Origin of the sequence: Actinomyces acetigenes, from assembly GCF_031296635.1 — a bacterium.
GTDB classification, from domain to species: Bacteria; Actinomycetota; Actinomycetes; order Actinomycetales; family Actinomycetaceae; genus Actinomyces; species Actinomyces acetigenes.
Window position 1 is genome coordinate 1 of sequence record NZ_JASPFC010000036.1, and the last position, 25583, is coordinate 25583.

Here is a 25583-nt window from a genome sequence, read left to right on the forward strand (position 1 = left end):
AGCGGCGATATTGCCCGCGCCCTGGGGGAGCCCCCACCTTCCTCCATAGACTGTGCCGCGGTACCCCGCCGTCATCGCCGTCGCCCCGGACCGGATCAACCGGTTCTCCCGGCAGCGGGAACGCGGGTGCCACGTCCACGTCCCCTGAAACAGGAACGAAGAACAGTGAACGCACGTCCTCTCAATGTCGCCGTCGTCGGAGCAGGCCCCGCAGGCATCTACGCCTCGGACATCCTCTCGAAGTCGGGCATGGAGGTCTGTATCGACCTGTTCGAGCGGCTTCCTGCGCCCTACGGGCTGGTGCGCTACGGCGTCGCCCCCGACCACCCGCGCATCAAGCAGATCATCGTGGCCCTCTACAAGATCCTCCAGCGCGGGGACATCCGGCTCATCGGCAACGTCGAGGTCGGCCGTGACATCTCGGTGGCCGAGCTCCACGAGCACTATGACGCCATCATTTTCTCCACCGGAGCTGACACCGACGCCCCCCTTGACATCCCCGGCGTCGACGCCCCTGAGTGCTACGGCGGCGCCGACTTCGTCTCCTGGTATGACGGGCACCCCGACCACCCGCGCACCTGGGACCTGAGTGCCAAGGAGGTCGCCGTCATCGGCGTCGGCAATGTCGCCTTGGACATTGCCCGCATCCTGGCCAAGCACGCCGACGACCTCATGACCACCGAGATCCCCGCGAACGTGGCCGCCACCCTCCAGCAGTCCCCGGTCACCGACGTGCACGTCTTCGGCCGCCGCGGCCCAGCCCAGGTGAAGTTCACCCCGCTGGAGCTGCGCGAGCTCGGAAAGCAGCCCGACGTCGACGTCATCGTCGACGAGGAGGACTTCGAGTACGACGAAGGCTCGCAGGCGGCCCTGGCCTCCTCCAACCAGCAGCGCCAGGTCGTCAAGGCCCTCGAGGGGTACGCGATGCAGGAGCCGGAGGACCTCACCGCCTCCCACCGCATCCACATCCACCTCTTCTCCGCCCCCCACGAGGTCCTCACCGACGACGACGGCCACGTCGTCGGCCTGCGCACCGAGCGCACCCGCCTGACCGGCGACGGCAACGTCACCGGCACCGGCGAGTACCGCGACTGGCCCGTCCAGGCCGTCTACCGCGCCGTCGGGTACGCCTCCAGCGCCATCGAGGGCCTGCCCTTCGACACCGAGCGGCACGTCGTCCCCAACGAGGGCGGCCGTGTCCTCGGCGAGGACGGCAAGCCCCTGACCGGCCTGTACGCCACCGGCTGGATCCGTCGCGGCCCGGTGGGCCTCATCGGCTCCACCAAGTCCGACGCGCAGGAGACGATCACCAACCTCGTGGCCGACGCCAACGCCGGCCTGCTGCACGCCGAGACCAGCGACGAGGCCCAGGTCGGCCACGACGCCATCATCGCCTTGCTGGAGTCCCGCGGCATCCCCTTCACCAACTGGGAAGGCTGGGAGCTGCTGGACGCCTACGAGCGTGAGCTCGGCGAGGACTACGGCGAGGTCGTCGTCACCGGAGGGGCCTCCAAGCCGCGCGAGCGCGTCAAGGTCGTCTCCCGTGACGCCATGACCGCGATCTCCCGCTCCACCGAGGTTCCCGAGGACCTCATCGGCCAGCCCGAGGCGGGCCGCGTCCCCGAGCGCGTCGCCCACCGTCTGGCCGACTGAGCCGACTGGGTCGGGGCTGTCTGGCTCCGCCGTCGGCCCCGACCCACACACGCCACACCACCCCTTGACAACTACCTCGAAGGCAGAACCATGCGAATCGGCGTTCCCACCGAGATCAAGGACAACGAGTTCCGCGTCGCCATCACGCCGGCCGGCGTGCACGCGCTCACCCGGCGCGGTCACACCGTGACCATTCAGGCGGGCGCCGGCGAGGGGGCCTCCATCCCCGACGCCGACTACACCGCCGCCGGCGCCGTCATGACCGACGACGTCCCCGGCCTGTGGGCCGACTCCGAGCTCGTCCTCAAGGTCAAGGAGCCGATTGCCCAGGAGTACCCCTTCCTGCGCCCGGACCTGCTGCTGTTCACCTACCTGCACCTGGCCGCCGACCGGGCCCTGACCGAGGAGCTGCTCGCCAAGCGGGTCACCTCCATCGCCTACGAGACCGTCGAGACCGACACCGGCGCCCTGCCCCTCCTGGCGCCCATGTCGGAGATCGCCGGCCGTCTGGCCGCCCAGGTCGGCGCGGAGGCCCTGCTGCGCCCCCACGGCGGGGCCGGCGTCCTGCTGGGCGGCGCCGCCGGAGTACGGCGCGGAAGCGTCGTCGTCCTGGGTGGAGGCACCGCCGGCCTGAGCGCCGCGCGGGTCGCCGCCGGCATGGGCGCGGACGTCACCGTCTTCGACGTCGACCCGCTGCGCATGCGCCGGATCGAGGAGCTCGACGGCGGGACCATCCGCACCCGCTTCTCCACCGAGCTCGACGTGGCCCAGGCCTGCGCCGGGGCGGACCTGGTCATTGGCGCCGTCCTCGTGCCCGGGGCCCGCACCCCGAACCTCGTCACACGCGCCATGGTGGAGACCATGCGGCCCGGCAGCGTGCTGGTCGACATCGCCATCGACCAGGGAGGCTGCTTCGAGGACTCCCACCCCACCACCCACTCCGAGCCCACCTTCGAGGTGGACGGCAAGATCTTCTACTGCGTGGCCAACATGCCCGGAGCCGTCCCGCACACCTCCACCTACGCGCTGACCAACGCGACCCTGCCCTACGCCCTGGCCCTGGCCGATGAGGGCTGGCGCGGCGCCATCGCGGCGCGCCCTGACCTCGCCCGCGGCCTGAGCACCCATGCCGGGTCGCTCTACACCGCCGGGGTCGGCCAGGCCCTGAACCTCCCGGCGGCCGACGTCGCCGACCTGCTGAGCTGAGCGATGAGAACCCGTCGCATCCGCTTCGCCAGCAGAACCGACCGCTGGGCGCATGACCTCTACCTGCGTGCCTTCCCCGAGGATGAGCGCCTTCCCTGGGCGCTCATCCACCTGCTCAGCCTGCGGCGCGGCGTCGACCTCGTCGCCTGGTGGGACCAGCCCGCCGGCCCCGCCCACGCGGCCTCGCCGGACCCCGTCGCCCTGACCTGGACCGTGCGCCGCCCCGGCTCCCACCTGCTCTACCTCTTCTACCTCGCCGTCGACGACGCCGCCCGCGGCCGGGGCCTGGGCACTCGCCTCCTGGCCGAGCTCGAGCGCCGTCACCCCGGATGCACCATCGTCCTGGACATTGAGCCCGTCGTCGCCGAGGCCGACAACGCCGAGCAGCGACGCCGTCGGTTCTCCTTCTACGAGCGCTCCGGCTTCCGCGACACCGGGTACGCGGTCCAGGACTCGACGGGGGAGTACTGGACCCTCGCGCGTGAGGTGCCGGGAACCCCCTTCGACCCCGACGACTTCCGCGATGCCCTGCACTGCCTGGACTGCGGCCTCATTACCGCGCGAGTGGTCCCGCGCCAGCAGACATAGGTCAGACACAGGTTCATCCCATAGTCTCCACCCATGACAAGGACCCACCACTACAACGGTCTCAAGACCGCCGTCCTCCTGGGCGGCATGTGGAGCCTGCTTCTCCTGCTCGGCTACGCGCTGGCCCGGGGGACCGGCTCTGCCATCTGGCTGATCATCGCGCCGGTCATCGGCCTGGTGCAGACCGCCTACGGCTTCTGGAACTCCGACAAGATCGCGGTGCGCTCCATGGGCGCCATCGAGGTCACCGAGGCCCAGCAGCCCCAGATGTACGCCATCGTGCGTGAGCTCTCCGCCGCTGCTGGCCAGCCCATGCCGCGCCTCTACGTGGCCCCCACGATGAGCCCCAACGCCTTCGCCACCGGCCGTAGCCCCTCGCACGCCGCCGTGTGCTGCACGCAGGGTATCCTCCAGCTCCTCAACGAGCGCGAGCTGCGCGGCGTCCTGGGCCACGAGCTCTCCCACGTCTACAACCGCGACATTCTCACCTCCTCGGTGGCCGCGGGCATCGCCGGCGTCATCTCCTCGCTGGCCACCATGGCCCTGTGGTTCGGCGGCGGCAACCGGCGCGACCGGGACGGCGGCAACATCGTCGCCGTCCTGCTGCTCTCCCTCCTGGCGCCCCTGGCCGCCGCCATCACCCAGTTCGCCATCTCCCGGACCCGCGAGTACGACGCCGACCACGACGGCGCCGAGCTCACCCAGGACCCGCTCGCCCTGGCCAGCGCGCTCAGCAAGCTCGAGTCGGGCATCTCACGCGTGCCCATGGGGCAGGACCCGCGCCTTGAACCGGTCTCCTCCATGATGATCGCCAACCCCTTCGGGAGTCTACGCAACCTGTTCTCCACCCACCCGCCCATGGACAAGCGCATCGCCCGCCTCGAGCAGATGGCCGGGTACTGACGGGATGCCCCTGACCGTCGTCGGCGGGCTGCCGGCAGTCGGCAAGACCTCCGTCTGCCGGGCGATCCTGCGCCTGCGGGCCGAGGTGCAGCCGCAGAGCCAGCCGCCGACCTGGCTGCGCATCGACTCCATCGAGCAGGCCCTGCGGGACACTGGCGAGATGCTCCCCGGCATGCCCGCGGGCGCCGGATACTACGTGGCCGCCGCTGTGGCCCGGGATGTCCTGGCCTCGGGCGGGGATGTCCTGGTCGAGTGCGTCAACCCGCTGCCCCTCACCCGCCGCCTGTGGGAGGAGACGGCCTCAGCCGTGGGCGCCCGGTTTCTCTCCGTCGAGCTCATCTGCTCCGATGAGGCCGAGCATCGGCGCCGCGCCCAGCAGCGGGGCAGCGACATCGAGGGCCTCGAGCTGCCGGGGTGGCAGGAGATCGCCCGTCGCGATTACGCCCCCTGGCCCGAGGCTGACCTCCGCCTCGACACCGCCCGGCTCACCGTCACCGAGGCCGCCCGGTCCATCATCGGCCTGAGCCCCGCGGATGGAACCCGATGACGATGGACAGGGGAGTGGACACTCCACCTCCCACTGGAGCCGACGACGGCATCGCCCCACGCATCAAGGCCGCCGTCGACGCCGGTGAGCTGCGCGGCGTGAAGCCCGGACCGGTCGAGCGGCTGGGGGCCGGCGAGAGCTACACCGCCTGGCGAATCGGCTCCGGGGAGCAGGCCCGGGTCCTGCGCCTTCCACGACGCCCGCCCCATGACCTGCCCCACCCCATGGAGACCGAGTTCGAGGCCCTCAGACGCGTCCCGCCCGAGCTGGGAACCAGCGCCGTCGCCCTGGAGACCGGCAGCGACAACCCGCTGGGCACCCCCTACATGGTGACCACCCACGTCCCCGGCCGGGCCCTGCGAGCCACCGACTGGAACCCACGGCTCGCCACCGCCCTCGCACACCAGATCGCCCGCCTGCACGATGCCCTCGCCACCGGTCCCGCGCCGTCGACCGCCTTCGTGCCGGGCGCCGGCGAGCAGGGAGAGGAGGTGCTGACCTGGTGGGGAGAGCACCACCCGCAGACCCTCACCGACCCTCGCGTCCGCGCGCTCCTGCCCGCCTGGCGCCGAGAGCTTACCCGCCTCGCCCCGGCCTTCGAGGCAGTCCCCACCCACCGGCTCATCCACGGCGACGCCGTCGCCACCAATGTCATCCTCGGCCCCGACGGCCTGCCACGACTCATCGACTTCGAGTGGTCCGGGCCCGGCGACACCGCCAAGGACCTGGCCCTCATCGGGGGCCGGGTGACCGGCGGACCCTGGTACCTGCCCATGACGTCCGACGACGTCACCGCCTTCGTCACTGAATATTCGCGGTACTCGCGGCGCTCGCGGCTCACGCAGGACTCCAGTACCACCGACCCGCAACGGCTGCTGGAGCGCCGCGACGCCTACGAGCTCCTCGACCGCCTGGGCAACCTCCTGTACTGCCTCAGCCGCCCCGGCGAGGCCCGCTACGACAGATGGGCCGACGATCTCGCCCGCAGCCTGACCTCCCGACTCGTGGACTGAGTCGCCCGCCCCCACGGCGGTGTCGGGCTAGCCCCACCACGGCCCCGCCAGGTGGCAGGATTGGGCGCGATTCCGGCCCTGAGAAGGATATGAGGCATGAACCGATCAGCATGGGCCGCGCGTTACCGCCAGTTCGGCAAGGACGCCGCCTTCCTCCTCCTCAGCGGGCCACTGAGCCTGCTCGCCTTCTGCCTCATCGTGCCGCTGACCGCCCTCGGTGTGGTCACCACCATCATCTGGGTCGGGCTGCTGGTGCTCATCATCGACCTGAGCATCGCCGGGGGCTTCGCCAACATCGCCCGCCTCGCCATGGCGCGCGTGGACGGACGCGAGCCGGTGCCCGGCGGATACCTCGAGCCCGACCCGGGAGCCCCCGTGCATCGTCGGCTCTTCCGGCGCCTGCGCGACCCCCAGCGCTGGATGGACCTGCTGTGGGCCGTCATCTACTTCCCGGTCTCCCTCATCACCTGGACCATCAGCGTTGTGTGGCTGGCCCTGGCCGTGGCAGGTCTCCTCGCCCCCATCGCCGACATCATTCTTGACCTGGTCCTCGACCCGACCATGGGACAGCAGCGTCAGGGACTGGCTCATCTTCTGGGCCTGCAGCCGGAGCTGCTCTGGGACATCGGATTCAACCTCACCTGCGGCATCGTCTTCTCCCTGATCGCCCCCTTCGTCCTGCGGGGCCTGGCCGCCATGCAGACGGGGCTCAGCCGCGCCATGCTCTCCTGGCGCAGCGAGGTCAGCCGCCTCCAGACCTCCCGGGCCGCCGTCCAGCGCGCCGAGGCCGACACCCGCCGCCGCCTGGAGCGCGACATCCACGACGGCCCCCAGCAGCGCCTCGTGCGCCTGCGCATGGACCTGGCCCGCGCCCACAGGCAGGCCGAGAAGGACCCGGCGGCCGCGTCGGCCATCATCCAGGGCGCCATGGAGCAGACCCAGCAGACCCTTGACGAGCTGCGCCAGCTCTCCCGCGGCATCGCCCCACCGGTCCTCATCGACCGGGGCCTGGCGGCCGCCATCACCGAGGCGGCCACCCGCTCCTCCGTCCCCGTCACCGTCAGCACTGAGCTGCCGGACCTGCCCGACCACGTCTCCCAGGCCGCCTACTTCGTGGTCAGTGAGGCGCTGGCCAACCTCAACAAGCACTCCGGGGCCACGGCCGCCGGCGTCGATGCCCGCGTCGTCGACGGCGCCCTGCTCGTGAGGATCAGCGACAACGGCATCGGTGGGGCCTCGACCGCCAAGGGGCACGGCCTGGCCGGCCTGGTCGAGCGCCTCAACGGTGTCGACGGTAGGCTCACCATCACGTCCCCGACCGGTGGACCGACCACACTGGAGGCGAGAATCCCGTGCGCGTTCTGATCGCTGATGACTCCGTCCTCCTGCGCGAGGGGCTGGCACTCATCCTGGCCGACGGCGGCCACGAGGTCGTCGGGGGAGTGGGGGACGGCGAGGCGCTCGTGAAGGAGGCCCTGCGGCTACGGCCCGACGTCGTCGTCGCCGACATCCGCATGCCGCCCTCCCACACCGATGAGGGCCTTCGGGCCACCACCCGCATCCGCGCCCAGTGGCCGGGTGCACCCATCCTGCTGCTGAGCCAGTACGTCGTCGCCGGCTACCTGCCCGAGCTCCTGGCCGACGGCGGAGGCGCCCTGGGCTACCTCCTTAAGGACCGGGTCGGCGACATCGACGCCTTCCTCGGCGCGGTCGAGCGGGTGGCGCGCGGCGAGCTCGTCCTGGACCCCGACGTCGTCTCCCAGGTCCTCCAGCGAGGCCGGCGCGACGACCCGCTCACCGAGCTCACGCCCCGTGAGCGGGAGGTGTTGGCCCTCATGGCCGAGGGGCGTACCAACGCCGGTATCGCCAAGATCATGGTGGTCACCGAGGGGGCCGTGGAGAAGCACACCCAGCGGATCTTCGCCAAGCTCGGCCTGCTGCCCGACGCCGCCGTCCATCGCCGTGTCAAGGCCGTCCTGACGCTGCTGTCGGCCTAGTCGCCGGGGCGGGCGGCCTCAGCGGTAGTTGACGAACTGGAGGGCGGCGTCGACGTCGAGGTTCTTCAGCAGGGCGATGACGCTCTGGAGGTCGTCGCGGGACTTGGAGGTCACGCGCACCTCGTCGCCCTGGATCGTGGCCTTGACGCTCTTGGGGCCCTCGTCACGGATCGCCTTGGTGATCTTCTTGGCCACCTCCTGGGTGAGTCCCTCGCGCAGCGGGCAGGCCAGGTGGTAGATCTTGCCCGAGGGGCGCGGCTCCTTGTCCCCCAGGTCCAGGGCCTTGAGGGAGACGCCGCGGCGGAAGAGCTTGGACTCCAGGACGTCCAGGATCGCCAGGACCCGCTCGGCGGTGTTGGCCTCCAGGGTGATGGTGTCGCCCGACAGGCTCACGGAGGCGTCAACGCCGCGGAAGTCGTAGCGCTGAGAGATCTCCTTGGCGCACTGGTTGACGGCGTTGTCCACCTCCTGGCGGTCGAGGCGGGAGACGACGTCGAAGGAGGAGTCGTTGGCCATGGCGCAGTCCTTTCCGGGGTGGGGACCTCAGTCGACCCGAGTCTAGGTGGGTTGTTCTGTGAGGAGGGTCCTACGGGGGCGATTGGCGTTTCGCGCCGCTGCCTTGCTATTCTTCCACGGCGCCAAGCGATGACCGAGGGGTCGGAGCGCGGAGCCAAGGCGGGTTGCCCGAGCGGCCAATGGGAGCTGACTGTAAATCAGCCGCGTTATGCTACGGGGGTTCGAATCCCTCACCCGCCACGGCGATCACTTGGATCGCACCTCGCCGCCCGGCGAGGACCGCAGTGAGCGAAGCCACGGCGGAACGAATTGCCAGAGCGATTCGGATCTGCCTAGGATTCGGCTCGTTGCCCCGATAGCTCAGTCGGCAGAGCGTCTCCATGGTAAGGAGAAGGTCAAGGGTTCGATTCCCTTTCGGGGCTCTCACAGCGGGGGCCACTGGCCCCCATTGTGTTCCTATGGCGAGGTAGCTCAGCTGGTTAGAGCGCACGACTCATAATCGTGAGGTCGAGGGTTCGAGTCCCTCCCCCGCTACGCAAGCTTTCGAGTACAGCGCTCCGTCGCATGCTCGAGGATCGACACGAGGAGACAAACGTGGCCAGCAAGTCCGCCGACGTTCGCCCCAAGATCACTCTGGCCTGCTCGGAGTGCAAGGAGCGCAACTACATCACCAAGAAGAACCGTCGGAACACCCCCGACCGTCTCAGCATCGCCAAGTTCTGCGCTCGCTGCGGCAAGCACACCGAGCACCGCGAGACCCGCTGAGCATCGCATAGCGATCCCGGTCGCCACCGCCGTGACCGGGGAGCGAGCCCCGTCGACATGATGTCGGCGGGGCTTCGTCGTCTCCTCGGGGCGGGCGTCTAGCATCCCAGGGTGAACAGTCCCAGCTCCTGTGACGACGCCGTTGAGCGGCTCGCAGCGGTCCTGGACGGGGTGCTCGCAACGGCCTCCTCCGGGCATCCCGGCTGTCAGGCTCGCCGCCGGGCCCGGCGCGGAGCGACGGCGATCCTCCCCGCTGTGCAGGCCATGCACCAGGTCCAGGGCTGGGTACGGGACTGTTGGGGGGAGGCCGCCTGGGAGGGCCTGGTGCACCGCCGTTGCCGGATGAGCGTGAGGCCTGCGGGAGACGGGGTGGCTCTGGGAACGGACGCGCCCGATGGGGTCTCGATCCGACAGGTCGAGCGCGCGGGGTGGGAGCTCATCCAGGCGACGGTCGAGCTCACGGTGACGGGGCAGCACTGGCGGGTGATCCACGAGCTCGCCCGCCGTACCTTGCCGCCTGGGCGGGACGCCATCGAGAAGAGGAAACTCACGGCCCCAGAGTCCGGATTTGATACGCCGTCCGGCTCCGTGTTCTACCGGCTCGCTGACACCGATGTGGCCGCCTGGGCGCAGGCCAGCGGAGACCGGAACCCCATCCATCTCCTGCCCGGAAGAGCGGCTGAGGCGGGGCTGTCGGCCGGTTCCGGTGAGGTCGTTGCTCACGGCCTGCTGCTCGGAGCGATCAGTCTCGCACTCGTCCAGTCTTCGCCTTTACGGCAGACAGACCTAGTATTCATTGGTTCTGCCGATGTCCCTGAGTCCGGGAGCAGTGCGAGGGAGTCGTGGGCGACGCTCGCCGTCGACCCCGCCAGCGGAGACATCACTCAGGGGCGGCGGCCCGTTCTGCGGCGCCGGTGACGCCATCCGCCTTCGTGGCCGCCGCCAGAAGGCGGTGAGGGAGCCGTTCATTCTCCTATCGCCTCATGAGGGAATAATGATTGCTTACTGGAGGGAATTCTGACGGGGATTCATTACCGTCTTGAAGGAAGTGAGATGAGAACGTGAAAATGAATTATCGGTTGCCTCCCGATCATCGGTCGATGGGGATGATAACGTGACAAAGATGGGTATTTCGATTGTCAAACTGATGTATGTCAGGTGACATGAAGTCAGTGTCCGAATTGTTTTCCTACGAGGCTGTAGGCCTCTCAGAACTGTTCAACGGCAACGGAAAGTGGGGGTAACCCCTGTGATCTCAAGGTTGTCTGACGTTGCGGGTCGCTGTGCTGGGAGGGCTGAGACTCCGACCGAGTGTGATAAAAAAGAAGTGGAGCTGCGCTTGTATGAAAGCCAAAGGCGATCAACAAGTTCGTGCTTGAGAGTTCGCGACCTGCCACAGGTCGGTGCTGAGAGGAGTCGATAAAGGTGATTACCGCAGAGCGGACGATGGCAGAACCGACGGCCTATGCCGAGGACGTTGAGATGACGTGGACTCAGAGTGATCAGGAGGCCGTCGAGGCCACCTACAGCCAGGAGGCGGCCGGGGCTGCGGGATCTCCTGAGCGCGGTCCGGGGTCGGCCGGGGGCTGTGGACAGAACAGCTCTCTGGAGCAGGAGGGATTCCGCCGACTCGATGAGATCGAGATGGACGCCTGGCGCTCCTTCCTGGCGGCCTCCACCTCCGTCACCGCCCGCCTCAACCGTGAGCTCGAGGCCGGATGCGGCATCTCTATGCACGAGTACGAGATCCTGGTGCGCCTGTCGGAGGCGCCAGACCAGACCCTGCGCATGTCCACTCTCGCCGAGCACGTCTCGCATTCCCGCTCACGGCTGACCCACACGGTCCGGCGCCTGGAGGGTGCGGGGTACGTCGAGCGCAGCTCCTGCGACTCCGACCGCCGCGGTGTCAACTGCACGCTGACCCAGCAGGGCCTCGACTTCCTGCGCGAGGCGGCTCCGGTGCACCTTGACGGCGTGCGCCGTCACGTCGTCGACCGCCTCAGCCGTGAGCAGCAGGTCGTCCTGGCCGAGCTCATGAGGGTCATCGCCCAGGCTCCGGACTCCTCCGGCATCTCGGCGGCATCGGCCTCCTGAGGCTTCTGCGCGCCCACACGATCAGTGGGCGTCGTCAACCGGTTTCGTCGCCAGTGGCGGCGCCCACAGGTCTGTCCAGACCACCCCCAGGGCGGCCAGAAGTCGGCGTAGCAGTGGCAAGGAGATGCCGACGACCCCGTGGGGGTCGCCGTCGATCCCCTCGATGAAGGCGCCGCCCAGGCCGTCAATGGTGAAGGCCCCGGCGCACCACAGCGGCTCTCCGCTGGCGATGTAGGCCTCGACCTCGGCCGGGGACGGGGAGCCGAAACGGATAGTGGCCGAGCTGACCCCCTCGGCGGTGGTGCCGTCCGCAGTGCGTACCAGGAAGTGACCCGTGTGCAGGGTGCCGGTGCCCCCGCTCATCATCCGCCAGCGCTCACGGGCCTGGGCGGCGTCGGCCGGCTTGCCGACGACCTGACCGGCGATCTCCAGCATGGAGTCGCAGCCCACAACCACCTCGGCCTCCTGCGGGTCGGTGGAGGTCATGACGTCGAGCGCCTTGGCCTGAGCCAGGGCCTGAACCTGCTCAGCGGCGCTCGGGGCAGGCAGCCCGGCGTCGCGGCGCCCGCGGATCAGCTCGCCGAGCACGGTCTCCTCATCAACGCGAGAGACTCGCACCAGCGGCTCGACGCCGGCGGCCCGCAGGGTGGCCAGGCGGCCGGATGACTTCGAGGCCAGGAGAATCACGCCGCCAGCCTATACGGGCCGGTAGGCTCGAACCATGAGCCTCGATGGCAGCCCCTTCTCGCGTCTCGACACCGTTCCCGTCACCGGCTCCACCCAGGACGACCTGCGCGCCGCCCTCATGGGGCCTGAGCGCAAGTCCTGGCCGCACCTGTCGGCACTGCGGGCGCTGAGGCAGACCGCCGGCAGAGGGCGGTCCGGGCGCGCCTGGGTCACCCCCGACGACGGGGGCGCCCTCCTGGTCTCCGTGGTGCTGCGGCCCCTCGTTCCCGCTGAGTGCCTGAGCTGGCTGCCTCTGCTGGGTGGCCTGGCCGTCCGCGACGCCCTGGCGCCCCTCGTTGAGGACCTTCCCTGGCGTGTGGGGACCAAGTGGCCCAACGACGTCGTCGCCCTGCCCGATGATCCGGCGGCCGTGCCTGCAGTGCCCGGCTGGGCCGGTACGCGCAAGGTCGCCGGCGTTCTCAGCGAGCTCGTCACGCCGGAAGCTGTTGAAGGAGCCGCCGTCCGTGGGCTTGCGCCCGACGCGGTTCCCGCCGACCGCGACGAGGCCCCCATGGTCATCCTCGGTATCGGCGTCAACATCGGGCAGTCAGCTGAGGAGCTGCCGGTGGCATGGGCCGGCTCCCTGCGCACACTGGGTGCGGTCGGTGCGGGTCACAGGCCGGCGCCGGCAGACGCCGCGGAGATCGTTCTCACGGCGATCGGTCACCAGCTGGCCCGGCTCATCAGGCAGTGGGAGGAGACCGGTGGGGACGTTGATGCCGCAGGCGGTGCGCTCGGGCGCCGGCTGCGCGCGACGCTGACCACCCTGGGGAAGCGGGTCAGTGTCCAGGCTCCTGACGGTGAGATCAGGGGACTGGCCGTCGATATCACCCCCGCCCTCATGCTGCGTACCCGGGACGGTGACACCGAGGTCCGCGCCGGCGATGTGACTCTCGTGCGTGTGGAGAGCTGGAGGTCGGGAGCCGTGAGAACTGCGAACCCGTTGCTGTACCGCGCGGTCTGTCACTCAACAGGCATCGGCGTGTGATCTGCGCTACGGTAGCGGGGTGACATTAGACAGCCGAGCGAGCGAGGGGCGCGTACCGGACTCCCACGGGGTCGGAGGTGGTGCCGTGCAGAGGGCTCACGAGGGCACCCCTCGTGTCGAGGGTAAGGCCGTCGCTGAAGCGGATCATGCGGAGCGGACCACCTTGGCAGGACACGAGTACCTGCTGCTGGGGGAGGCCCCCAGCCTCACCCTGACTGAGGTGGCTCAACGGGCCGGAACCAGTGTGGAGGTGGCGCAGAAGTTCTGGCGCGCCATGGGCTTCGCCGACGTCCAACCCGATGAGGTTCACTTCACTGACCAGGATGTCGCCGCGCTTGAAGACACCATGGCGCTGCTCGACGAGACCAGTGACTCCTCCCTGGCCTCAGCCAGCGTGCTCGAGCTCCTCAGGGCCCAGTCCTACACCATGGACCGCCTGGTCCTGTGGGAGCTGGAAACCTTCGTGACGGACCTCAGTGAGCGTCTCGGGCTGGATGACACCTCCGCGCGGCTGGTCGCTCTTGACCGCATCGATAGCCTCGTGGAGCTTCTGTCGCGCCAGCTGACCTACGTGTGGCGCCGCCACATGGTCTCCATCCTGGGACGTACCGACGCCGAGGTGTCGACCCGGGGCAGGGAGGACACCGGCCCCGACCTGTACCCGCTCATCCGCTCCCTGGGATTCGTCGACATCGTCTCCTTCACCCAGCGCGCGCAGGGCATGAGCAAGGCCGCCCTGACTCACATGCTTGAGGGCTTCGAGAACACCGCCCGGGACGTCATTACCTCCCGGGGGGCGCGGGTGGTCAAGACGATCGGGGATGCCGTCATGTACATCTCCGACGACCTGCTGATCGCCGCCGACGTCGTCACTGCCCTGGTCGATGAGCTCCAGAAGGGGCCGGATGCGATTCGGGTTCGGGCCAGTCTCGTCGAGGGACGGGTCATCTCCCGTTCCGGGGACGTCTTCGGCCCCACCGTCAACCTGGCCTCCCGGCTCGTGGACGCGGCCGAACCCGGCAGCATCCGCCTGGACGAGTCCACCGCCATGGCTATCCTCCGCTCGCCCGAGGCGGGGCGCTACCGGGTGGGACAGTGCCATGAGGTGGTGGCCAAGGGGCTGGGTCAGATCGTGCCCTGGTCTCTGGAACGGACCTCGCCGACCCGGCCCTGACTCGGACCCGTCGTTCCGTTACCATCTCGTGATTTTCTGTCCGCTCGGCTTGTGAAGGGAGCCCTCGAGCACGAGGTTTTCCGCGGTATCCTCGCCGAAACGTGTTCTGGGTGTGAGCGGGAGGGGGAGCCGCCGTCTCGGACGTGGTCACGTCTTGGTATCTTCTCCACCTCTGGGACGATGGCGGTGGGGGTGTGTCGTCACCTAACATCGCGGATGTGACAACTGTTCTGCTCGTCGAAGACGATCCTGCCATCTCCGAACCCCTCGCCCGAGCCTTTGGACGTGAGGGCTACGAGGTCCTGACTCATGGCACCGGTAAAGGTGCCCTCGAGGAGGTCTCGGCCGCTGACATCATCGTCCTGGACCTGGGGCTGCCGGACATCGACGGCCTGGACGTGGCCCGTCAGGTGCGGGCCCAAGGCCTGACCATCCCGATCCTCATGCTCACCGCCCGCAGTGAGGACTCCGACCTCGTCGTCGGTCTGGATGCCGGAGCCGATGACTACGTCACCAAGCCCTTCCGCCTGGCCGAGCTGCTGGCTCGTGTGCGGGCGCAGGTCCGCCGTGCCTCGGGAGAGGCCACCGAGGATGAGCTCAGTGCCGGAGAGATCCGGGTCGACGTCGCCGCTCACCGGGCCTTTGTCGGCTCGCGCGAGCTGCAGCTGACGACCCGGGAGTTCGAGCTGCTCCGGGTCCTGGTGCGCGCCGGCGGGGAGGTCACCTCCGGTGAGGACATCCTCAAGGAGGTCTGGGGCGAGGACCCCACCGGCAGTCCCCAGACCCTCCAGATGCACGTGACCTGGCTGCGTCGCAAGCTCGGTGACGACGAGGAGCGGCCCACGCTTCTGCTGGCCCAGGAGGACGGTTACCTCCTGACCGCCGGCTGATCCACTGACCGGACTGACCGGGAGGGCCTCCCGGGAGGACTGCCGGGTTCCGAAGCCGCCCCGAAGAGCTGATCGGGGCTGAAGGAGGACGTGCCATGCGGCGTTACGCCATGACGATGACGATGTCGGCGGTGTCCGTGGCCGTCCTCCTGCTGGGGCTGCCGCTGGGGGGCGCCTGGATCGTCAGCGCGTTGCGCTCCGCCGGAAGCGGTAACCGGGTCACCATCATCGGCACGGTCATCCTCACGGTTCTGGTGCTCACCGCCACCGCGATCACGGCGGCCTCCGTCGTGGCCTCCCGGGTCTCCAGGCGCATCTCGGCCCCGCTCATCTACCTGGCCGCCGAGGCCGAGCAGCTCGGCAGCGGTCAGGTCCGCCCGAGACTGCGCTCCTCGGGGATCGAGGAGATCGACCTGGTCCAGGCCGAGCTCGTGCGCTCGGCCGAGCGCGTGGCCGGGCGCATCGCCGCTGAGCGGCAGTTCGCCTCCGACGCCTCCCACCAGCTGCGCACACCGCTGACCAGCCTGTCGCTACGCCTGGAGGAGATCGAGCTGCTCGCCGGCGAGGAGGAGGTGCGGGCAGAGGCCCACGCCTGCCTGGAGCAGGTCGAGAGGCTCAACGGCGTCGTCGAGGACCTGCTCAAGGTCTCGCGCCGCTCCGGGGGCGGGACCACGGAAGCCCTTCACCTCAAGGACATCTTCGCTCAGCAGCGCGAGGAGTGGGAGCCGGCCTTCGAGCAGGCCGGGCGCTCCATCACCTTCTCCGACGAGATCAGCCACCCGGTCCTGGCCACACCCGGGTCCCTGGCCCAGGTGCTGGCCACCGTCATCGAGAACTCCCTGCGTTACGGGGCCGGGACGACCTCGGTGAGCGTGCGCAGCGCCAACGGCGGCCACGCGGTCTTCATCGACATCGCCGACGAGGGGGAGGGCGTGGCCGAGGACATCGCGCCACACGTCTTCGAGCGGCACGTCTCCGGTTACGGCTCCACCGGCGTCGGACTGGCCCTGGCCAAGGACCTCGTCGAGGCCGACGGCGGCCGGATCGAGCTGTCCCAGCGCAGCCCGGCCGTCTTCTCCATCCTGCTCAACGCCGTCCCCAAGTCCCTGGACCCCAACAACGTCCTGCCGCAGGGCGCACTGGTCTCGGTGGGCCGACGTCGTCGCTTCTGACTACTCGCCGCCAATCGCCGGCACTGCGGCGAGGCGACGGAAGGGAAGCGGCGTCAGGACTCGTCAGGACTTCTGACGGCGGGACTTGATGAGCTTCGAGATGGCGGAGGCGAGCATCGGCCCCACCGAGATGAAGACGATGACGAGGATCATTGTGTCGATGTTCTCCCGGATCCAGTCGAAGGACCCCAGGAAGTAGCCCAGCCAGGTGATGCCGAAGGCCCAGAAGGTGGCGCCCACGACGTTGAAGGTGACGAAGTGCCGGTAGCGCATCTTGCCGACACCAGCAATGACGGGTGTGAAGGTGCGCACGATCGGCACGAACTGGGCCAGGGTGACGGCCTTACCGCCGTGACGCTCGAAGAACTTCGAGGTGCGGTCCACGTACTCCTGCTTGAACAGGCGCGAGTCGGGCTTGTTGAAGATCGCGGGTCCCGCCTTGCGGCCAATGAGGTAGCCGGTCTGGTTGCCGGCCACGGCAGCCATCCACACGAGGGGGGCCGCCACCCAGATGTGGACGCCGACGTGGCCGGTGCCCACGAACATTCCCAGGGTGAACAGCAGTGAGTCGCCGGGCAGGAAGAAGCCGATGAGAAGGCCAGTCTCGGCGAAGATAACGAGCATGACGCCGAGGATGGCCCAGGGGCCGAACCACTCGACGATTGTCGTGATGAGGTTGGCGGCGTCGAGCCACTTGGGGCCGAGCATCGGTGCGTGGACGGAAGGGAGAGCGGCGGGCAGATTCAGCGCCGGTGCCAAGGAGGTCAGGGCAGTCACCGTGCAAGGCTAAACGGTGGCCCGGCGGCCATGCCGTGAGAGTGATCCCCTCCGGGCTGTGGAATCGGGCACCCCGGTGACTGCAGCCGACCGCGCCGGTCCTGTCAGGCGTCAGGGACGAACCGAGACGGAAACGGCAGACTCGGCACCACTGCCGGCCTGCCCCTGAGGGTTGGTGCTGTCGGTGTCGTCGTCGTTGTCGGGGGAGCGGTCCTTGTGCCCGGTGAAGACGACGTAGTGGTAGAAGACGAAGCGGAATGCCGTCCCCAGGCCGAAGCCGACGACGTAGGCCGCGACGTTGTCCGCCAGGGGGGATGTCAGCCCCAGGACGTGGTGGGTGAAGAGCAGGCAGAACTGCGTGATGGCGATGCCGCCCAGGTTGGCCAGGACGAACAGGGTGGCCTCGCGGGCGACGTTCTTCTGGGTGCGGCCCCGGTAGGTCCAGTAGCGGTTCGCGATCCACGAGAAGACGGTCGCGGTCGAGGACGCCATCAGCTGGGCGGAGTTGGGGTGACCGGAGAGGAAGCCGGTGGGGCCGTGCTGAAGCAGGTTGAACAGGCCGACGTCGATCACGTAGGCCGCAGCGCCCACCATGCCGAACTGCATGAACTCCTTGACGATGGCGATGAGCCTCTGGGTCAAGGAGCTGCTGGAGGAGCGCGTCATGGCGGGCATCCTATGCCGATCACAGTCAGGTCACGCAAACTGGGGTGGTTCACGGAACCCAGTGAACACTGACACTGCCCAGGTCCCACACCCACGAGACCCACAGCAGCTGGCCGGCGACGCAGGCCGCCAGCAGAGCCAGCCGCCGGCGGGTGGTGCCGGCTGCCGCGGCCAGTGCCCAGCCCACCGGGGCCAGCGGCAGCAGGAGGCGCAGCACCGACGTCGTCGGGTCGAAGAAGACCAGGAGGTAGAGCAGGTAGCCCAGGCACCAGAACCAGGCCGCGGGCCCCAGGGCCCGCAGACTCGGGGCGCTCAGCAGCAGGGCCACCGCGACCAGCACGACGGCCAGCAGGGCCAGTCCCAGGTGCGGGCCGACCCAGTCGCCCAGGCGGGTCGCCCACTGCACGACGGGCGCCAGGTCGGCGCCGCGCCAGGCGGTCTCGGTGGCGGTGTAGGCATCCTGCCGGCCCGTGACCAGCCAGGCGATGACCGGCCAGCTCAGGGCCGCCGAGCAGGTGAGCAGAGCCAGTGCCAGCAGCCGCAGGCGCGCGCCCGGCGCCTGAGGGGCGTGACCGGGCAGAAGGCGTGAGAACCAGGTGGGTGGGACCCAGCCCCGGGCGCAGGCCACCTCCCAGGCCCACCACAGCCCCAGCGCCGCCCCCAGCGGGAGACCCACGGGGCGGGCGAAGCAGGCGACCAGCGCCAAGGGGATCGCCGCCAGTGACCGCCCGCGGCCCGCCAGCCACAGCGTCAGCCCCACCAGCATCAGCCCCAGGGACTCGGCGTAGGGGACCTGGAGAACCGCGGCGCACGGCGAGGACCAGACCAGTGCCACCGCCCACAGGGAGGCCCGCCTGCCCGTCAGCGGTGAGAGCCAGCGGTCCATGACGATCGCCGCCGACGCCGAGGCCAGGATCGACACGAGGGAGGCGCGCACGTAGAAGGACCAGCCGGTCCAGCCCAGCAGGGAGGCCATGGCGCTCAGCAGCGGCATGAAGGCCCAGGTGTTCTGGGTCACCCGCCCGTCGCCGCCCACGGGCAGGCGCTCCGGGTAGCCCTCCTCAACGATCCGGTGGTACCAGCCGGCGTCCCAGAAGCGCAGGTGCTCCTCCCAGGACGGTGCGGCCCCGGCCCACGGAGTGGCGGGCGTGTCCTGGGCGCCCAGCCGCAGGATGACGAAGGTCAGGACGCTTGCCGCTGCCCAGACCGCCAGGACCTGGAGCCAGCGGCGCGGCCCCGAGGCGGCGCCGTGCGTCGGAGGCGAGGGCGGGGCCTGCCGGGCGATGGAGGACGCGGAGGACTCTGAGACGGGTGGGGTCACGGCCCCCACCCTACGGTCTGGACCCGAGCGCGGTGAGGATGAGCGATGGGCGGGTAGCCTTGGGGCGTGAGCGCACCCATCGTCGCCGTGATCGGAGGCGGGCAGCTGGCCCGCATGATGCAGGAGGAGGCCAGTGCTCTGGGGATTCACCTCAGGGCACTGGTGGAGGCCGCGGACGGGTCCACCGGGCAAGTGACCCCGGACGCCCCCGTCGGGGCCGCAGACGACGAGGCGGCCGTGCGCGCCGTCGTCGCCGGGGACGGTACTGACGGGCTCGCAGGGGAGGGGGCCGCGGTCCTCACCTTCGAGCACGAGCACCAGGACTCGGCCCTCCTGGAGCGGCTCCAGTCCGAGGGAGTCAGCGTCCAGCCCACCCCGCAGGCCCTGACCCTGGCGCGCGACAAGCTCGCCATGCGGCGGATGATGAGCGCGGCCGGGCTCCCGCAGCCCGCCTGGGCGGAGATCGGCGGGCCGCAGCAGGACGGCGCCGAGCAGATGGCCGACGCCGTTGAGGCCTTCGCCGACGAGCACGGCTGGCCCGTGGTCCTCAAGACGCCGCGTGGAGGCTACGACGGCCACGGGGTCCTGCTGGTGCGCAGCGCGGAGTCGCTGCGCGAGGGTGAGGCGGCCGAGTGGATCACCTCGGTAGCCCGCGCCCGAGCGGGTCAGGGCGACGGTCGTGGGGCCGGCGGGGGAGGCAGCCTCGGCGGGGCGGCGGTGACCAGCCTCCTGGTGGAGCAGGCGATCCCCTTCACTCGCGAGCTCGCCGTCCTGCTGGCCCGCACCCCCAGCGGGCAGGTGGCGGTGTGGCCGGTGGCCCAGACGGTCCAGGAGGACGGCATGTGCGCCGAGGTCCTGGCGCCGGCACCCGGTCTCGACTCGGCCGCCATCGAGGAGGCCGAGCTCATCGGCCGCACGGTCGCCGAGCGCGCCGAGGTGACCGGGGTGCTCGCCGCCGAGCTCTTCGCCGTGGAGGCCTTCGGGGAGCCCACGCGCCTGTACGTCAACGAGCTGGCGATGCGTCCCCACAACTCCGGTCACTGGACCCAGGACGGGGCCGTCACCAGCCAGTTCGCCCAGCACCTGCGGGCGGTTCTCGACCTGCCGCTGGGGGCCACGGAGGCCACGGCGCCCACCACCGTCATGGTCAACCTCATCGGCGGGCAGCGCGAGCCGGGGGCCGATGCCCTGGCCCGGGCCATGGCCGCGCACCCCGAGGCCCGCATCCACCTCTACGGCAAGCAGTGGCGAGCGGGACGCAAGCTCGGGCACGTCACCATGACGGTCGGCCCGGATCAGGAGGTCGCCGACGTCGTCGAGCAGGCACGCGGGGCCGTCGCCATCCTGCGCGGGGACGCCTGAGCCGGACGCATTCAGACCACGGCACGCAGAACACGGAAGACAGGGAAGACAAGGAGGACATTCATGAGCGAGGTCAGCGCAACGACGGTGGGGGCGAAGGACGCGGGGCGACCGGTGGTCGGCATCGTCATGGGCTCGGACTCGGACTGGCCGGTCATGGGGGCCGCCGCCGAGGTCCTCGATGACTTCGGTGTGGCCTATGAGGCCGACGTCGTCTCCGCCCACCGCATGCCCGCCGAGATGATCGACTACGGGCGCGCCGCTGCTGAGCGAGGGCTGCGGGTCATCATCGCCGGTGCGGGGGGAGCGGCCCACCTGCCCGGAATGCTGGCGGCCGTCACCGAGCTGCCGGTGATCGGGGTGCCGGTGCCGCTGAAGTACCTCGACGGCATGGACTCCCTGCTGTCCATCGTGCAGATGCCCGCCGGGGTCCCGGTGGCCACCGTCTCCATCGGCGGGGCCCGTAACGCCGGGCTGCTGGCGGTGCGCATCCTCGCCTCCGGTCAGGGCCAGGAGGCCGCCCGCCTGGCCGCGGCCATGCGGGCCTTCCAGGCGGACCTCAGCGAGGTCGCTCACGCCAAGGGTGCCGCCCTGCGCGCGCGCCGCGCCCAGGGCTGAGGCGAGGTCGTTCCTGCGATTGGGGGCCCTGGAGCGTCTCAGTGCGTGGTCGGATGGAGCGGTGTGTCCGCGTCCGTCCTGAGGTGCCGTCAGGCGGTGATGAGCCCAACCGCGATATTCACCAAGACATGCACTACGGCACCGGGGACGAAAGTGTCGGTCTTGTGGCGCAGCCATCCCATCATCCACCCTGCGGCGAACTGTGCGGGCAGGAGCGGCCACAGCCGTACGTCGAGCAGCAGCAGGGCCATGTGTGGTGCGAGGAAGATGGTGGCTTGGAGGAGGTTGCCCCATTTGAAGCCGAACCGCCTCATGAGCACTCCGCCGAGCAGCCCACGAAAGAAGACCTCCTCGCCGATGGCCCGAAGCGCGATTCCGATGGCTGTTCCCACTGAGGTGAGTCGAACGAGGGACAGCCCGGACGCCCCCTGCACGTTGGCGGGAATGAGGGTAAGAGGGAGCCACACCGTCGGCATCAGCAGGAGCAGTACGAGCAGCGCCCAGCCGTAGCCCGCAGGTGAGCCCCAGGAAACTCCCGCGCGAGCCAGTGCGGCCCTGAAGCGCGACCTGCGATCCTGCCCGCGTGACTGCACGACGAGGTAGACGATGGTCGGCAAGCAGAGCAGGACGAGTTCAACCATGCAGTCACCCTACTTGCTGCCCGTACTGATCGGGCGAGAACCTGGGTTCGGTGCCGGCCTTGAAGGCCTCTTGCCAGAACTCGTCGGCGTCCCAGCTGGCCTTCATTCCCAGGACATTCAGCGGGATGCGTTGGTAGTTCTCTAAAAGAGCGTGCAGTCTCAGAGAGTAGTGCCCCGTAGTGTGGTGTAGCTGCCGGTGGCTTGCTCTCGTATTGGTTGTGGGTGCGGTAACCGTGTGGTTCTTCGAGTCGGCCTTCCACCGAGTCCTCGAAAGGGCATCATCGCGATGATCGCTCCTGACATTGTCGGCCCTGCTGGAGTCCTCGACCAGGCTCTGGGACAGGCCTCCCCGGACCTGATGCGCAGTCTGCTGCAGACCATGGTCAACGTCCTGCTGTCGGCCGATGCCGACGCGGTGTGCGGCGCCGAGTACGGTCAGGCCAGCCCCGAGCACCGGGCCCAGCGCAACGGCTACCGCCACCGGGACCTGGACACCCGGGTTGGGACCATTGACGTGGCTGTTCCCAAGCCGCGTACCGGCTCGTACTTCCCCGACTGGCTGCTCGAGCGCCGCAAACGGGCCGAGTCCGCGCTGATCACGGTGGTCGCCGACGCCTACCTGGCAGGAGTCTGCACCCGACGTATGGACAAGCTGGTAGGCGCACTGGGCATCAGCTCGCTGTCGAAGTCGCAGGTTTCACGTACGGCGGCTGAGCTCGACGAGCACGTCGCCTCCTTCCGCAACCGGCCCCTGGGCGACGCCGGTCCCCTTCATCTTCGTGGCGGCCGACGCCCTGACAATGAAGGTCCGTCAAGGCGGTCGCGTGGTCAGTGCGGTGGTCCTGACGGCCACTGGGGTCAACGCCGACGGACATCGCGAGGTCCTGGGCCTGCAGGTAGCCACTTGCGAGAGCGGAGCAGCGTGGAACGAGTTCCTCGCCGAACCTGGTTGCCCGAGGCCTGGGAGGGGTCCGGCTGGTCACCTCTGACGCCCACACGGGTCTGGTCGAGGCCATCACCGCGAACCTGCCCGGAGCGACCTGGCAGCGCTGCCGCACCCACTACGCCGCCAACCTGATGACGGTGACCCCCAAGAGCGCCTGGCCGGCCCTCAAGACCATGCTCCACTCGGGTTTACGACCAGCCCGACGCAGCAGCCGTCGAGGCCCAGTTCAACCGCCACCTGGACTACACCCGTGACCCGCTGCCCGAGGCCGCTGACCACCTCGACGCTGCGCGAGCCGACCTGCTGGCCTACCGCCACCTATCCCGTCGAGGTATGGAGACAGATCTGGTCCAACAACCCCCAAGAACGCCTCAACAAGGAGATCCGCCGCCGCACCGACTCAGTAGGCATTTTCCCCAACAGGGACACCATCATCCGCCTGGTCGGCGCCGTCCTGACAGCGCAGAACGACTGGGCCGAGGGCCGCCGCTACCTCAGCCTGGACACCCTCAAACAGTGCCAGACCACCAACAAGCTCCAGGACGGTCAGCCAAACACGCCCCCGACACTGACCCGCTGACCCCTAACCACGAAGACCCCTACACCACTACCAGGGACTTGCCCCCGACATCGAGCGACTAGGTGGCTGGATCGTGTGGGCGATCTCGCTCTGACAGCCTGGTCCCATGAGCACTGACACCTCTTTCTTCCGCCGTTCCTGCCCTCCGTCGCAGCAGGCCAGACCCGCGTCTCCTATCCGGTCACGCGGCCTCCTGCCCCGCTGGGCCTGCGCGGTCCTGGCGGTCTGCCTGGTTGTCGTCTGGCCCCAGGCCTGAGCCGGCTCTTCGACGCTCACCACCGATTCACGTCCTGAAAACTGCCACCATGAGTGATCGTCGTTTCTCCGCGCTGGCGCCGAGGCGAGGCAGCCTGCGGTCGGAGTACTGGGCCGGCACCGACGGGGGCTAGCGCATGAGTCTCTTTCCGGGGTTTTCCACAGGGTGGTGTCGGGGTCTGGTGTGGGGGCGTTGGTGCGGGTAGTGTCAATACACCGCTTGGACGGGCAGTGTCGCCCGGCCGGGCGGGGTAAGGAGTTGTTTCGGCGGCGAGGAGGCTTCCGCGATGAGTGCGTCCCTACGATCTGCTGCGCCCATAGGTGTGCGGCAGCCGGCAACCGATCACGGCCAGATGGCCGCGTCGGAGCAGCGCCCCGTGAAGCAGGACCACCACTCCCGCCTGGACCCCGACGGCCCCGGCGAGCACATGGAGCGAACAGCTCCGACTGGAGGGGCGGAGCCACCAAGCGGTCGATCATCCGTGCCGGAACTGGGCCTTACCTCACGTGACTGCCACGCCCACCTGGACCTCGACGGCCCCGGCAAGCACATGGAGCGAACAGCTCCGACTGGAGGGGTGGAGCGGCCGAGCAGACGGCCAGCCACTCCGGGGCGGCGTCCCACCGCACACGACCGTCAGACCGGCCTGAACCTCGATGGCGTCGACAGGCACGCGGAGCAAGAGGCCCTGGCCGTCAGTCCGGGGCGGCCGCGTGGGGTGGTGCTGTCGGGGCCCAGGCCCCGACCCGAGGCTCGGCCCGGTTCTCGTTTTGGGCGCTGGCGGGGTGTGGCTGGCCTGGTGGTGTGTGTGCTGGCGCTGGGGGTGGCGGCGTGCTCGGTGAAGGATGCCAAGGCTGAGGCCAGTGTGAGCGCCAGCGCCAGTGCTTCGGCGGCTATTGCCCGGGCTGAGAAGGGCATTGCTGATGCTAATGCCTCTGCGACCGCCTCCCGGGAAGCGGCTCTGACTCCTGAGCTGCGCGCCAAGCGCGATGCCGCCCTGGCCGAACCCGCACCGGCCAAGCCCTCTCAGATGAACGAGGAGAGCCCCGAAGGGGCTGCTTCCAGTGTTCGCTACTTCCTCGACCTCTACCGCTACGCCTTCATGACCGGCAACACCACCGAGGTTGAAGCCATGAGCGAGAACGGATGTGTCTTTTGTAAATCGGTCATCGACCGAGCAAATCAACTACATAAAGATGGAGGATGGGCTAACAAGTGGGAGCAAGATGTCACGAACGTGAGATACTACGATAAACTCGAAGGATATGATTACAGTCGAATCGAGGCGACCATAAACTATGGAGAAATGACCTCTTATTCTGGGGGGAGTTGGAAAGAGAACGTTGCGCCTCCTACTGAAGGGCAGAAAGTGCGCTTCGCTATTAGGTATGTCAACGGCGGATGGGCGATTCGGGAAGGTGAGGTGCTGTGATGAGTCGCGCATCTTCTTTTGTTGTGGTTTCCCTAGCCCTATCGTTGGCATTGTTCGTTTCGGTCGAAGCGGCCGCGCTCGGCATTGGCTGTAACAATGAGGGTGGCGACAAAGAATCCTCGGGAACTAATGTTCAGTTAGGTGCAAACAACTCAGGTGACTCAACTCAGTTTACTGGAGATAAGCAGGTAACCATTGAATCGCCATCATCGGGAGAAGAAGACCCTTCACCTAATTCTCCAACCGTTCAGGCCTCGGATCCGTCGATGTGGGAGGAGCAACCTCACTGGGACTGCAACACCAAGTCGGGCAAAGGGCCGGATGATCCCTTGGGGTGCGTGTTCGGACGGCGAATGACCATTCCGCAGGACGACGCCAGCGGCGGCAGCGGCCCTCGTACGATCACTACTCGTCAGGCTGCGACGCTGATTGCTCAGGGCTCGGGTATCACGCGCCAGCCTCCGGGACCCAAGGTCATTATCTCCATGGCCTTCATCGTCTACACCAACCCCACCCCCCGGTATCAGACCACCACGATCCTGGGCAGTCCCATCGAGGTGGAGTTCACCCCCACCTCCTACACCTGGGGCTGGGGAGACGGCACCACCACAACCACCACCGACCCCGGAGCCCCCTACCCCAACCAGACCGTGACCCACCACTACCAGCACACCGCCACCGGTGTGACCACGACCCTGACCACCACCTGGACCACCCGGTACCGCCCCCAAGGCGAGAACCAGTGGCGGCCC

25 protein-coding genes, 3 tRNA genes and 2 pseudogenes are annotated in these 25583 nt (G+C 68.9%); 24 read left to right on the forward strand and 6 right to left on the reverse strand.

What is annotated here, in order from left to right; translation table 11 throughout:
- Positions 1 to 165: 165 nt before the first annotated feature.
- The 8 genes from RIV14_RS11390 to RIV14_RS11425 all read left to right on the forward strand — a co-directional run bounded on the left by RIV14_RS11390 (position 166) and on the right by RIV14_RS11425 (position 7907).
- Positions 166 to 1653: an FAD-dependent oxidoreductase gene (locus tag RIV14_RS11390; RefSeq protein ID WP_070658780.1), complete on the forward strand. Its 1488-nt coding sequence runs from the start codon at positions 166 to 168 to the stop codon at positions 1651 to 1653.
- A 90-nt stretch (positions 1654 to 1743) separates the two neighbouring features.
- Positions 1744 to 2859, forward strand: coding sequence for an alanine dehydrogenase (gene ald / locus RIV14_RS11395; RefSeq protein ID WP_075373378.1), 1116 nt, complete (start codon positions 1744 to 1746; stop codon positions 2857 to 2859).
- A 3-nt stretch (positions 2860 to 2862) separates the two neighbouring features.
- Positions 2863 to 3447 carry a GNAT family N-acetyltransferase gene (locus RIV14_RS11400; protein WP_075373377.1) on the forward strand — a complete coding sequence of 195 codons (585 nt, stop codon included), beginning with the start codon at positions 2863 to 2865 and terminating at the stop codon, positions 3445 to 3447.
- Between the two features lie 33 nt (positions 3448 to 3480).
- Positions 3481 to 4350 (forward strand): zinc metalloprotease HtpX, encoded by an 870-nt coding sequence (gene htpX, locus RIV14_RS11405; protein WP_075373376.1) that lies wholly within the window; start codon positions 3481 to 3483, stop codon positions 4348 to 4350.
- Between the two features lie 4 nt (positions 4351 to 4354).
- Complete coding sequence (locus RIV14_RS11410; RefSeq protein WP_075373375.1) at positions 4355 to 4897, forward strand: P-loop nucleotide/nucleoside kinase family protein; 543 nt, start codon at positions 4355 to 4357, stop codon at positions 4895 to 4897.
- A gap of 14 nt (positions 4898 to 4911) precedes the next feature.
- A complete protein-coding gene (locus tag RIV14_RS11415) occupies positions 4912 to 5910 on the forward strand; it encodes a phosphotransferase family protein (protein ID WP_256699366.1) in 999 nt (332 codons plus the stop codon).
- Between the two features lie 96 nt (positions 5911 to 6006).
- Positions 6007 to 7275: a sensor histidine kinase gene (locus RIV14_RS11420; RefSeq protein ID WP_075373373.1), complete on the forward strand. Its 1269-nt coding sequence runs from the start codon at positions 6007 to 6009 to the stop codon at positions 7273 to 7275.
- Entirely contained in the window at positions 7263 to 7907 is a 645-nt protein-coding gene (locus tag RIV14_RS11425; protein ID WP_075373372.1) for a response regulator, read from the forward strand. The genes RIV14_RS11420 and RIV14_RS11425 overlap by 13 nt, the downstream gene beginning before the upstream one ends.
- An 18-nt stretch (positions 7908 to 7925) precedes the next feature.
- On the opposite strand, the gene RIV14_RS11430 is transcribed toward RIV14_RS11425, so the two are convergent.
- Positions 7926 to 8423 (reverse strand): YajQ family cyclic di-GMP-binding protein, encoded by a 498-nt coding sequence (locus RIV14_RS11430; RefSeq protein ID WP_075373371.1) that lies wholly within the window; start codon positions 8421 to 8423, stop codon positions 7926 to 7928.
- Between the two features lie 158 nt (positions 8424 to 8581).
- Here RIV14_RS11430 and RIV14_RS11435 point away from each other — a divergent pair.
- The 6 genes from RIV14_RS11435 to RIV14_RS11460 all read left to right on the forward strand — a co-directional run bounded on the left by RIV14_RS11435 (position 8582) and on the right by RIV14_RS11460 (position 11282).
- Positions 8582 to 8663, forward strand: a tRNA-Tyr gene (locus RIV14_RS11435).
- Between the two features lie 109 nt (positions 8664 to 8772).
- Positions 8773 to 8845 (forward strand) — tRNA-Thr (locus tag RIV14_RS11440).
- 38 nt (positions 8846 to 8883) lie between these two features.
- Positions 8884 to 8957, forward strand: a tRNA-Met gene (locus RIV14_RS11445).
- A gap of 60 nt (positions 8958 to 9017) precedes the next feature.
- Positions 9018 to 9188 (forward strand): 50S ribosomal protein L33, encoded by a 171-nt coding sequence (gene rpmG, locus RIV14_RS11450; protein WP_003779904.1) that lies wholly within the window; start codon positions 9018 to 9020, stop codon positions 9186 to 9188.
- A 111-nt stretch (positions 9189 to 9299) separates the two neighbouring features.
- Positions 9300 to 10106: a MaoC/PaaZ C-terminal domain-containing protein gene (locus RIV14_RS11455; protein ID WP_075373370.1), complete on the forward strand. Its 807-nt coding sequence runs from the start codon at positions 9300 to 9302 to the stop codon at positions 10104 to 10106.
- Between the two features lie 507 nt (positions 10107 to 10613).
- Positions 10614 to 11282, forward strand: coding sequence for a MarR family winged helix-turn-helix transcriptional regulator (locus RIV14_RS11460; protein ID WP_075373369.1), 669 nt, complete (start codon positions 10614 to 10616; stop codon positions 11280 to 11282).
- A 21-nt stretch (positions 11283 to 11303) separates the two neighbouring features.
- Here the strand turns inward: RIV14_RS11460 and RIV14_RS11465 are convergent, their stop codons facing one another.
- Complete coding sequence (locus RIV14_RS11465; RefSeq protein WP_075373368.1) at positions 11304 to 11969, reverse strand: Maf family protein; 666 nt, start codon at positions 11967 to 11969, stop codon at positions 11304 to 11306.
- Positions 11970 to 12003: 34 nt separating this feature from the next.
- On the opposite strand from RIV14_RS11465, the gene RIV14_RS11470 reads away from it, so the two are divergent.
- The 4 genes from RIV14_RS11470 (at position 12004) to RIV14_RS11485 (ending at position 16232) form a co-directional block, all read left to right on the forward strand.
- Positions 12004 to 12996, forward strand: coding sequence for a biotin--[acetyl-CoA-carboxylase] ligase (locus RIV14_RS11470; protein ID WP_081381891.1), 993 nt, complete (start codon positions 12004 to 12006; stop codon positions 12994 to 12996).
- A 19-nt stretch (positions 12997 to 13015) separates the two neighbouring features.
- A complete protein-coding gene (locus RIV14_RS11475) occupies positions 13016 to 14170 on the forward strand; it encodes an adenylate/guanylate cyclase domain-containing protein (RefSeq protein WP_075373367.1) in 1155 nt (384 codons plus the stop codon).
- A 218-nt stretch (positions 14171 to 14388) separates the two neighbouring features.
- Positions 14389 to 15060 (forward strand): response regulator transcription factor, encoded by a 672-nt coding sequence (locus RIV14_RS11480; RefSeq protein WP_070658807.1) that lies wholly within the window; start codon positions 14389 to 14391, stop codon positions 15058 to 15060.
- Between the two features lie 95 nt (positions 15061 to 15155).
- Positions 15156 to 16232 carry a sensor histidine kinase gene (locus RIV14_RS11485; protein ID WP_075373366.1) on the forward strand — a complete coding sequence of 359 codons (1077 nt, stop codon included), beginning with the start codon at positions 15156 to 15158 and terminating at the stop codon, positions 16230 to 16232.
- Between the two features lie 63 nt (positions 16233 to 16295).
- On the opposite strand, the gene RIV14_RS11490 is transcribed toward RIV14_RS11485, so the two are convergent.
- The 3 genes from RIV14_RS11490 to RIV14_RS11500 all read right to left on the reverse strand — a co-directional run bounded on the left by RIV14_RS11490 (position 16296) and on the right by RIV14_RS11500 (position 18996).
- Positions 16296 to 17009, reverse strand: a complete 714-nt coding sequence (locus RIV14_RS11490; RefSeq protein WP_075373365.1) for a VTT domain-containing protein — start codon at positions 17007 to 17009, stop codon at positions 16296 to 16298.
- Between the two features lie 111 nt (positions 17010 to 17120).
- Complete coding sequence (locus RIV14_RS11495) at positions 17121 to 17684, reverse strand: GtrA family protein (RefSeq protein WP_075373364.1); 564 nt, start codon at positions 17682 to 17684, stop codon at positions 17121 to 17123.
- A gap of 40 nt (positions 17685 to 17724) precedes the next feature.
- Entirely contained in the window at positions 17725 to 18996 is a 1272-nt protein-coding gene (locus tag RIV14_RS11500; protein WP_081381890.1) for a hypothetical protein, read from the reverse strand.
- Between the two features lie 66 nt (positions 18997 to 19062).
- Between RIV14_RS11500 and RIV14_RS11505 the strand changes: the two genes are divergently transcribed.
- Together RIV14_RS11505 and purE are read left to right on the forward strand one after the other, a co-directional pair.
- Complete coding sequence (locus RIV14_RS11505) at positions 19063 to 20358, forward strand: 5-(carboxyamino)imidazole ribonucleotide synthase (RefSeq protein WP_075373363.1); 1296 nt, start codon at positions 19063 to 19065, stop codon at positions 20356 to 20358.
- 63 nt (positions 20359 to 20421) lie between these two features.
- A complete protein-coding gene (gene purE, locus RIV14_RS11510; protein WP_075373362.1) occupies positions 20422 to 20976 on the forward strand; it encodes a 5-(carboxyamino)imidazole ribonucleotide mutase in 555 nt (184 codons plus the stop codon).
- 89 nt (positions 20977 to 21065) lie between these two features.
- On the opposite strand, the gene RIV14_RS11515 is transcribed toward purE, so the two are convergent.
- A complete protein-coding gene (locus tag RIV14_RS11515) occupies positions 21066 to 21617 on the reverse strand; it encodes a CPBP family intramembrane glutamic endopeptidase (RefSeq protein ID WP_075373361.1) in 552 nt (183 codons plus the stop codon).
- A 286-nt stretch (positions 21618 to 21903) separates the two neighbouring features.
- Here RIV14_RS11515 and RIV14_RS11520 point away from each other — a divergent pair.
- From RIV14_RS11520 to RIV14_RS11535, 4 genes and pseudogenes are all read left to right on the forward strand, one after another.
- Positions 21904 to 23143: pseudogene (locus RIV14_RS11520) on the forward strand (IS256 family transposase).
- Between the two features lie 106 nt (positions 23144 to 23249).
- The gene (locus RIV14_RS11525; protein WP_178387909.1) at positions 23250 to 23399 is read left to right on the forward strand and encodes a hypothetical protein; all 150 of its coding nucleotides are present in this window, start codon (positions 23250 to 23252) and stop codon (positions 23397 to 23399) included.
- Between the two features lie 796 nt (positions 23400 to 24195).
- Positions 24196 to 24831, forward strand: coding sequence for a DUF6318 family protein (locus RIV14_RS11530; protein ID WP_309325192.1), 636 nt, complete (start codon positions 24196 to 24198; stop codon positions 24829 to 24831).
- Between the two features lie 353 nt (positions 24832 to 25184).
- Positions 25185 to 25583: pseudogene (locus RIV14_RS11535) on the forward strand (zinc transporter); the annotation flags it as partial.

Bases quoted from the DNA above. Each gene is read 5' to 3' on its own strand.
- htpX (WP_075373376.1), top strand. From the start codon at position 3,481: ATGACAAGGACCCACCACTACAACGGTCTCAAGACCGCCGTCCTCCTG.
- RIV14_RS11430 (WP_075373371.1), bottom strand. From the start codon at position 8,423: ATGGCCAACGACTCCTCCTTCGACGTCGTCTCCCGCCTCGACCGCCAG.
- RIV14_RS11410 (WP_075373375.1), top strand. From the start codon at position 4,355: ATGCCCCTGACCGTCGTCGGCGGGCTGCCGGCAGTCGGCAAGACCTCC.
- RIV14_RS11515 (WP_075373361.1), bottom strand. From the start codon at position 21,617: ATGGTTGAACTCGTCCTGCTCTGCTTGCCGACCATCGTCTACCTCGTC.
- RIV14_RS11495 (WP_075373364.1), bottom strand. From the start codon at position 17,684: ATGCCCGCCATGACGCGCTCCTCCAGCAGCTCCTTGACCCAGAGGCTC.
- RIV14_RS11420 (WP_075373373.1), top strand. From the start codon at position 6,007: ATGAACCGATCAGCATGGGCCGCGCGTTACCGCCAGTTCGGCAAGGAC.
- RIV14_RS11400 (WP_075373377.1), top strand. From the start codon at position 2,863: ATGAGAACCCGTCGCATCCGCTTCGCCAGCAGAACCGACCGCTGGGCG.
- RIV14_RS11525 (WP_178387909.1), top strand. From the start codon at position 23,250: ATGAGCACTGACACCTCTTTCTTCCGCCGTTCCTGCCCTCCGTCGCAG.
- RIV14_RS11485 (WP_075373366.1), top strand. From the start codon at position 15,156: ATGCGGCGTTACGCCATGACGATGACGATGTCGGCGGTGTCCGTGGCC.
- RIV14_RS11470 (WP_081381891.1), top strand. From the start codon at position 12,004: ATGAGCCTCGATGGCAGCCCCTTCTCGCGTCTCGACACCGTTCCCGTC.
- ald (WP_075373378.1), top strand. From the start codon at position 1,744: ATGCGAATCGGCGTTCCCACCGAGATCAAGGACAACGAGTTCCGCGTC.
- purE (WP_075373362.1), top strand. From the start codon at position 20,422: ATGAGCGAGGTCAGCGCAACGACGGTGGGGGCGAAGGACGCGGGGCGA.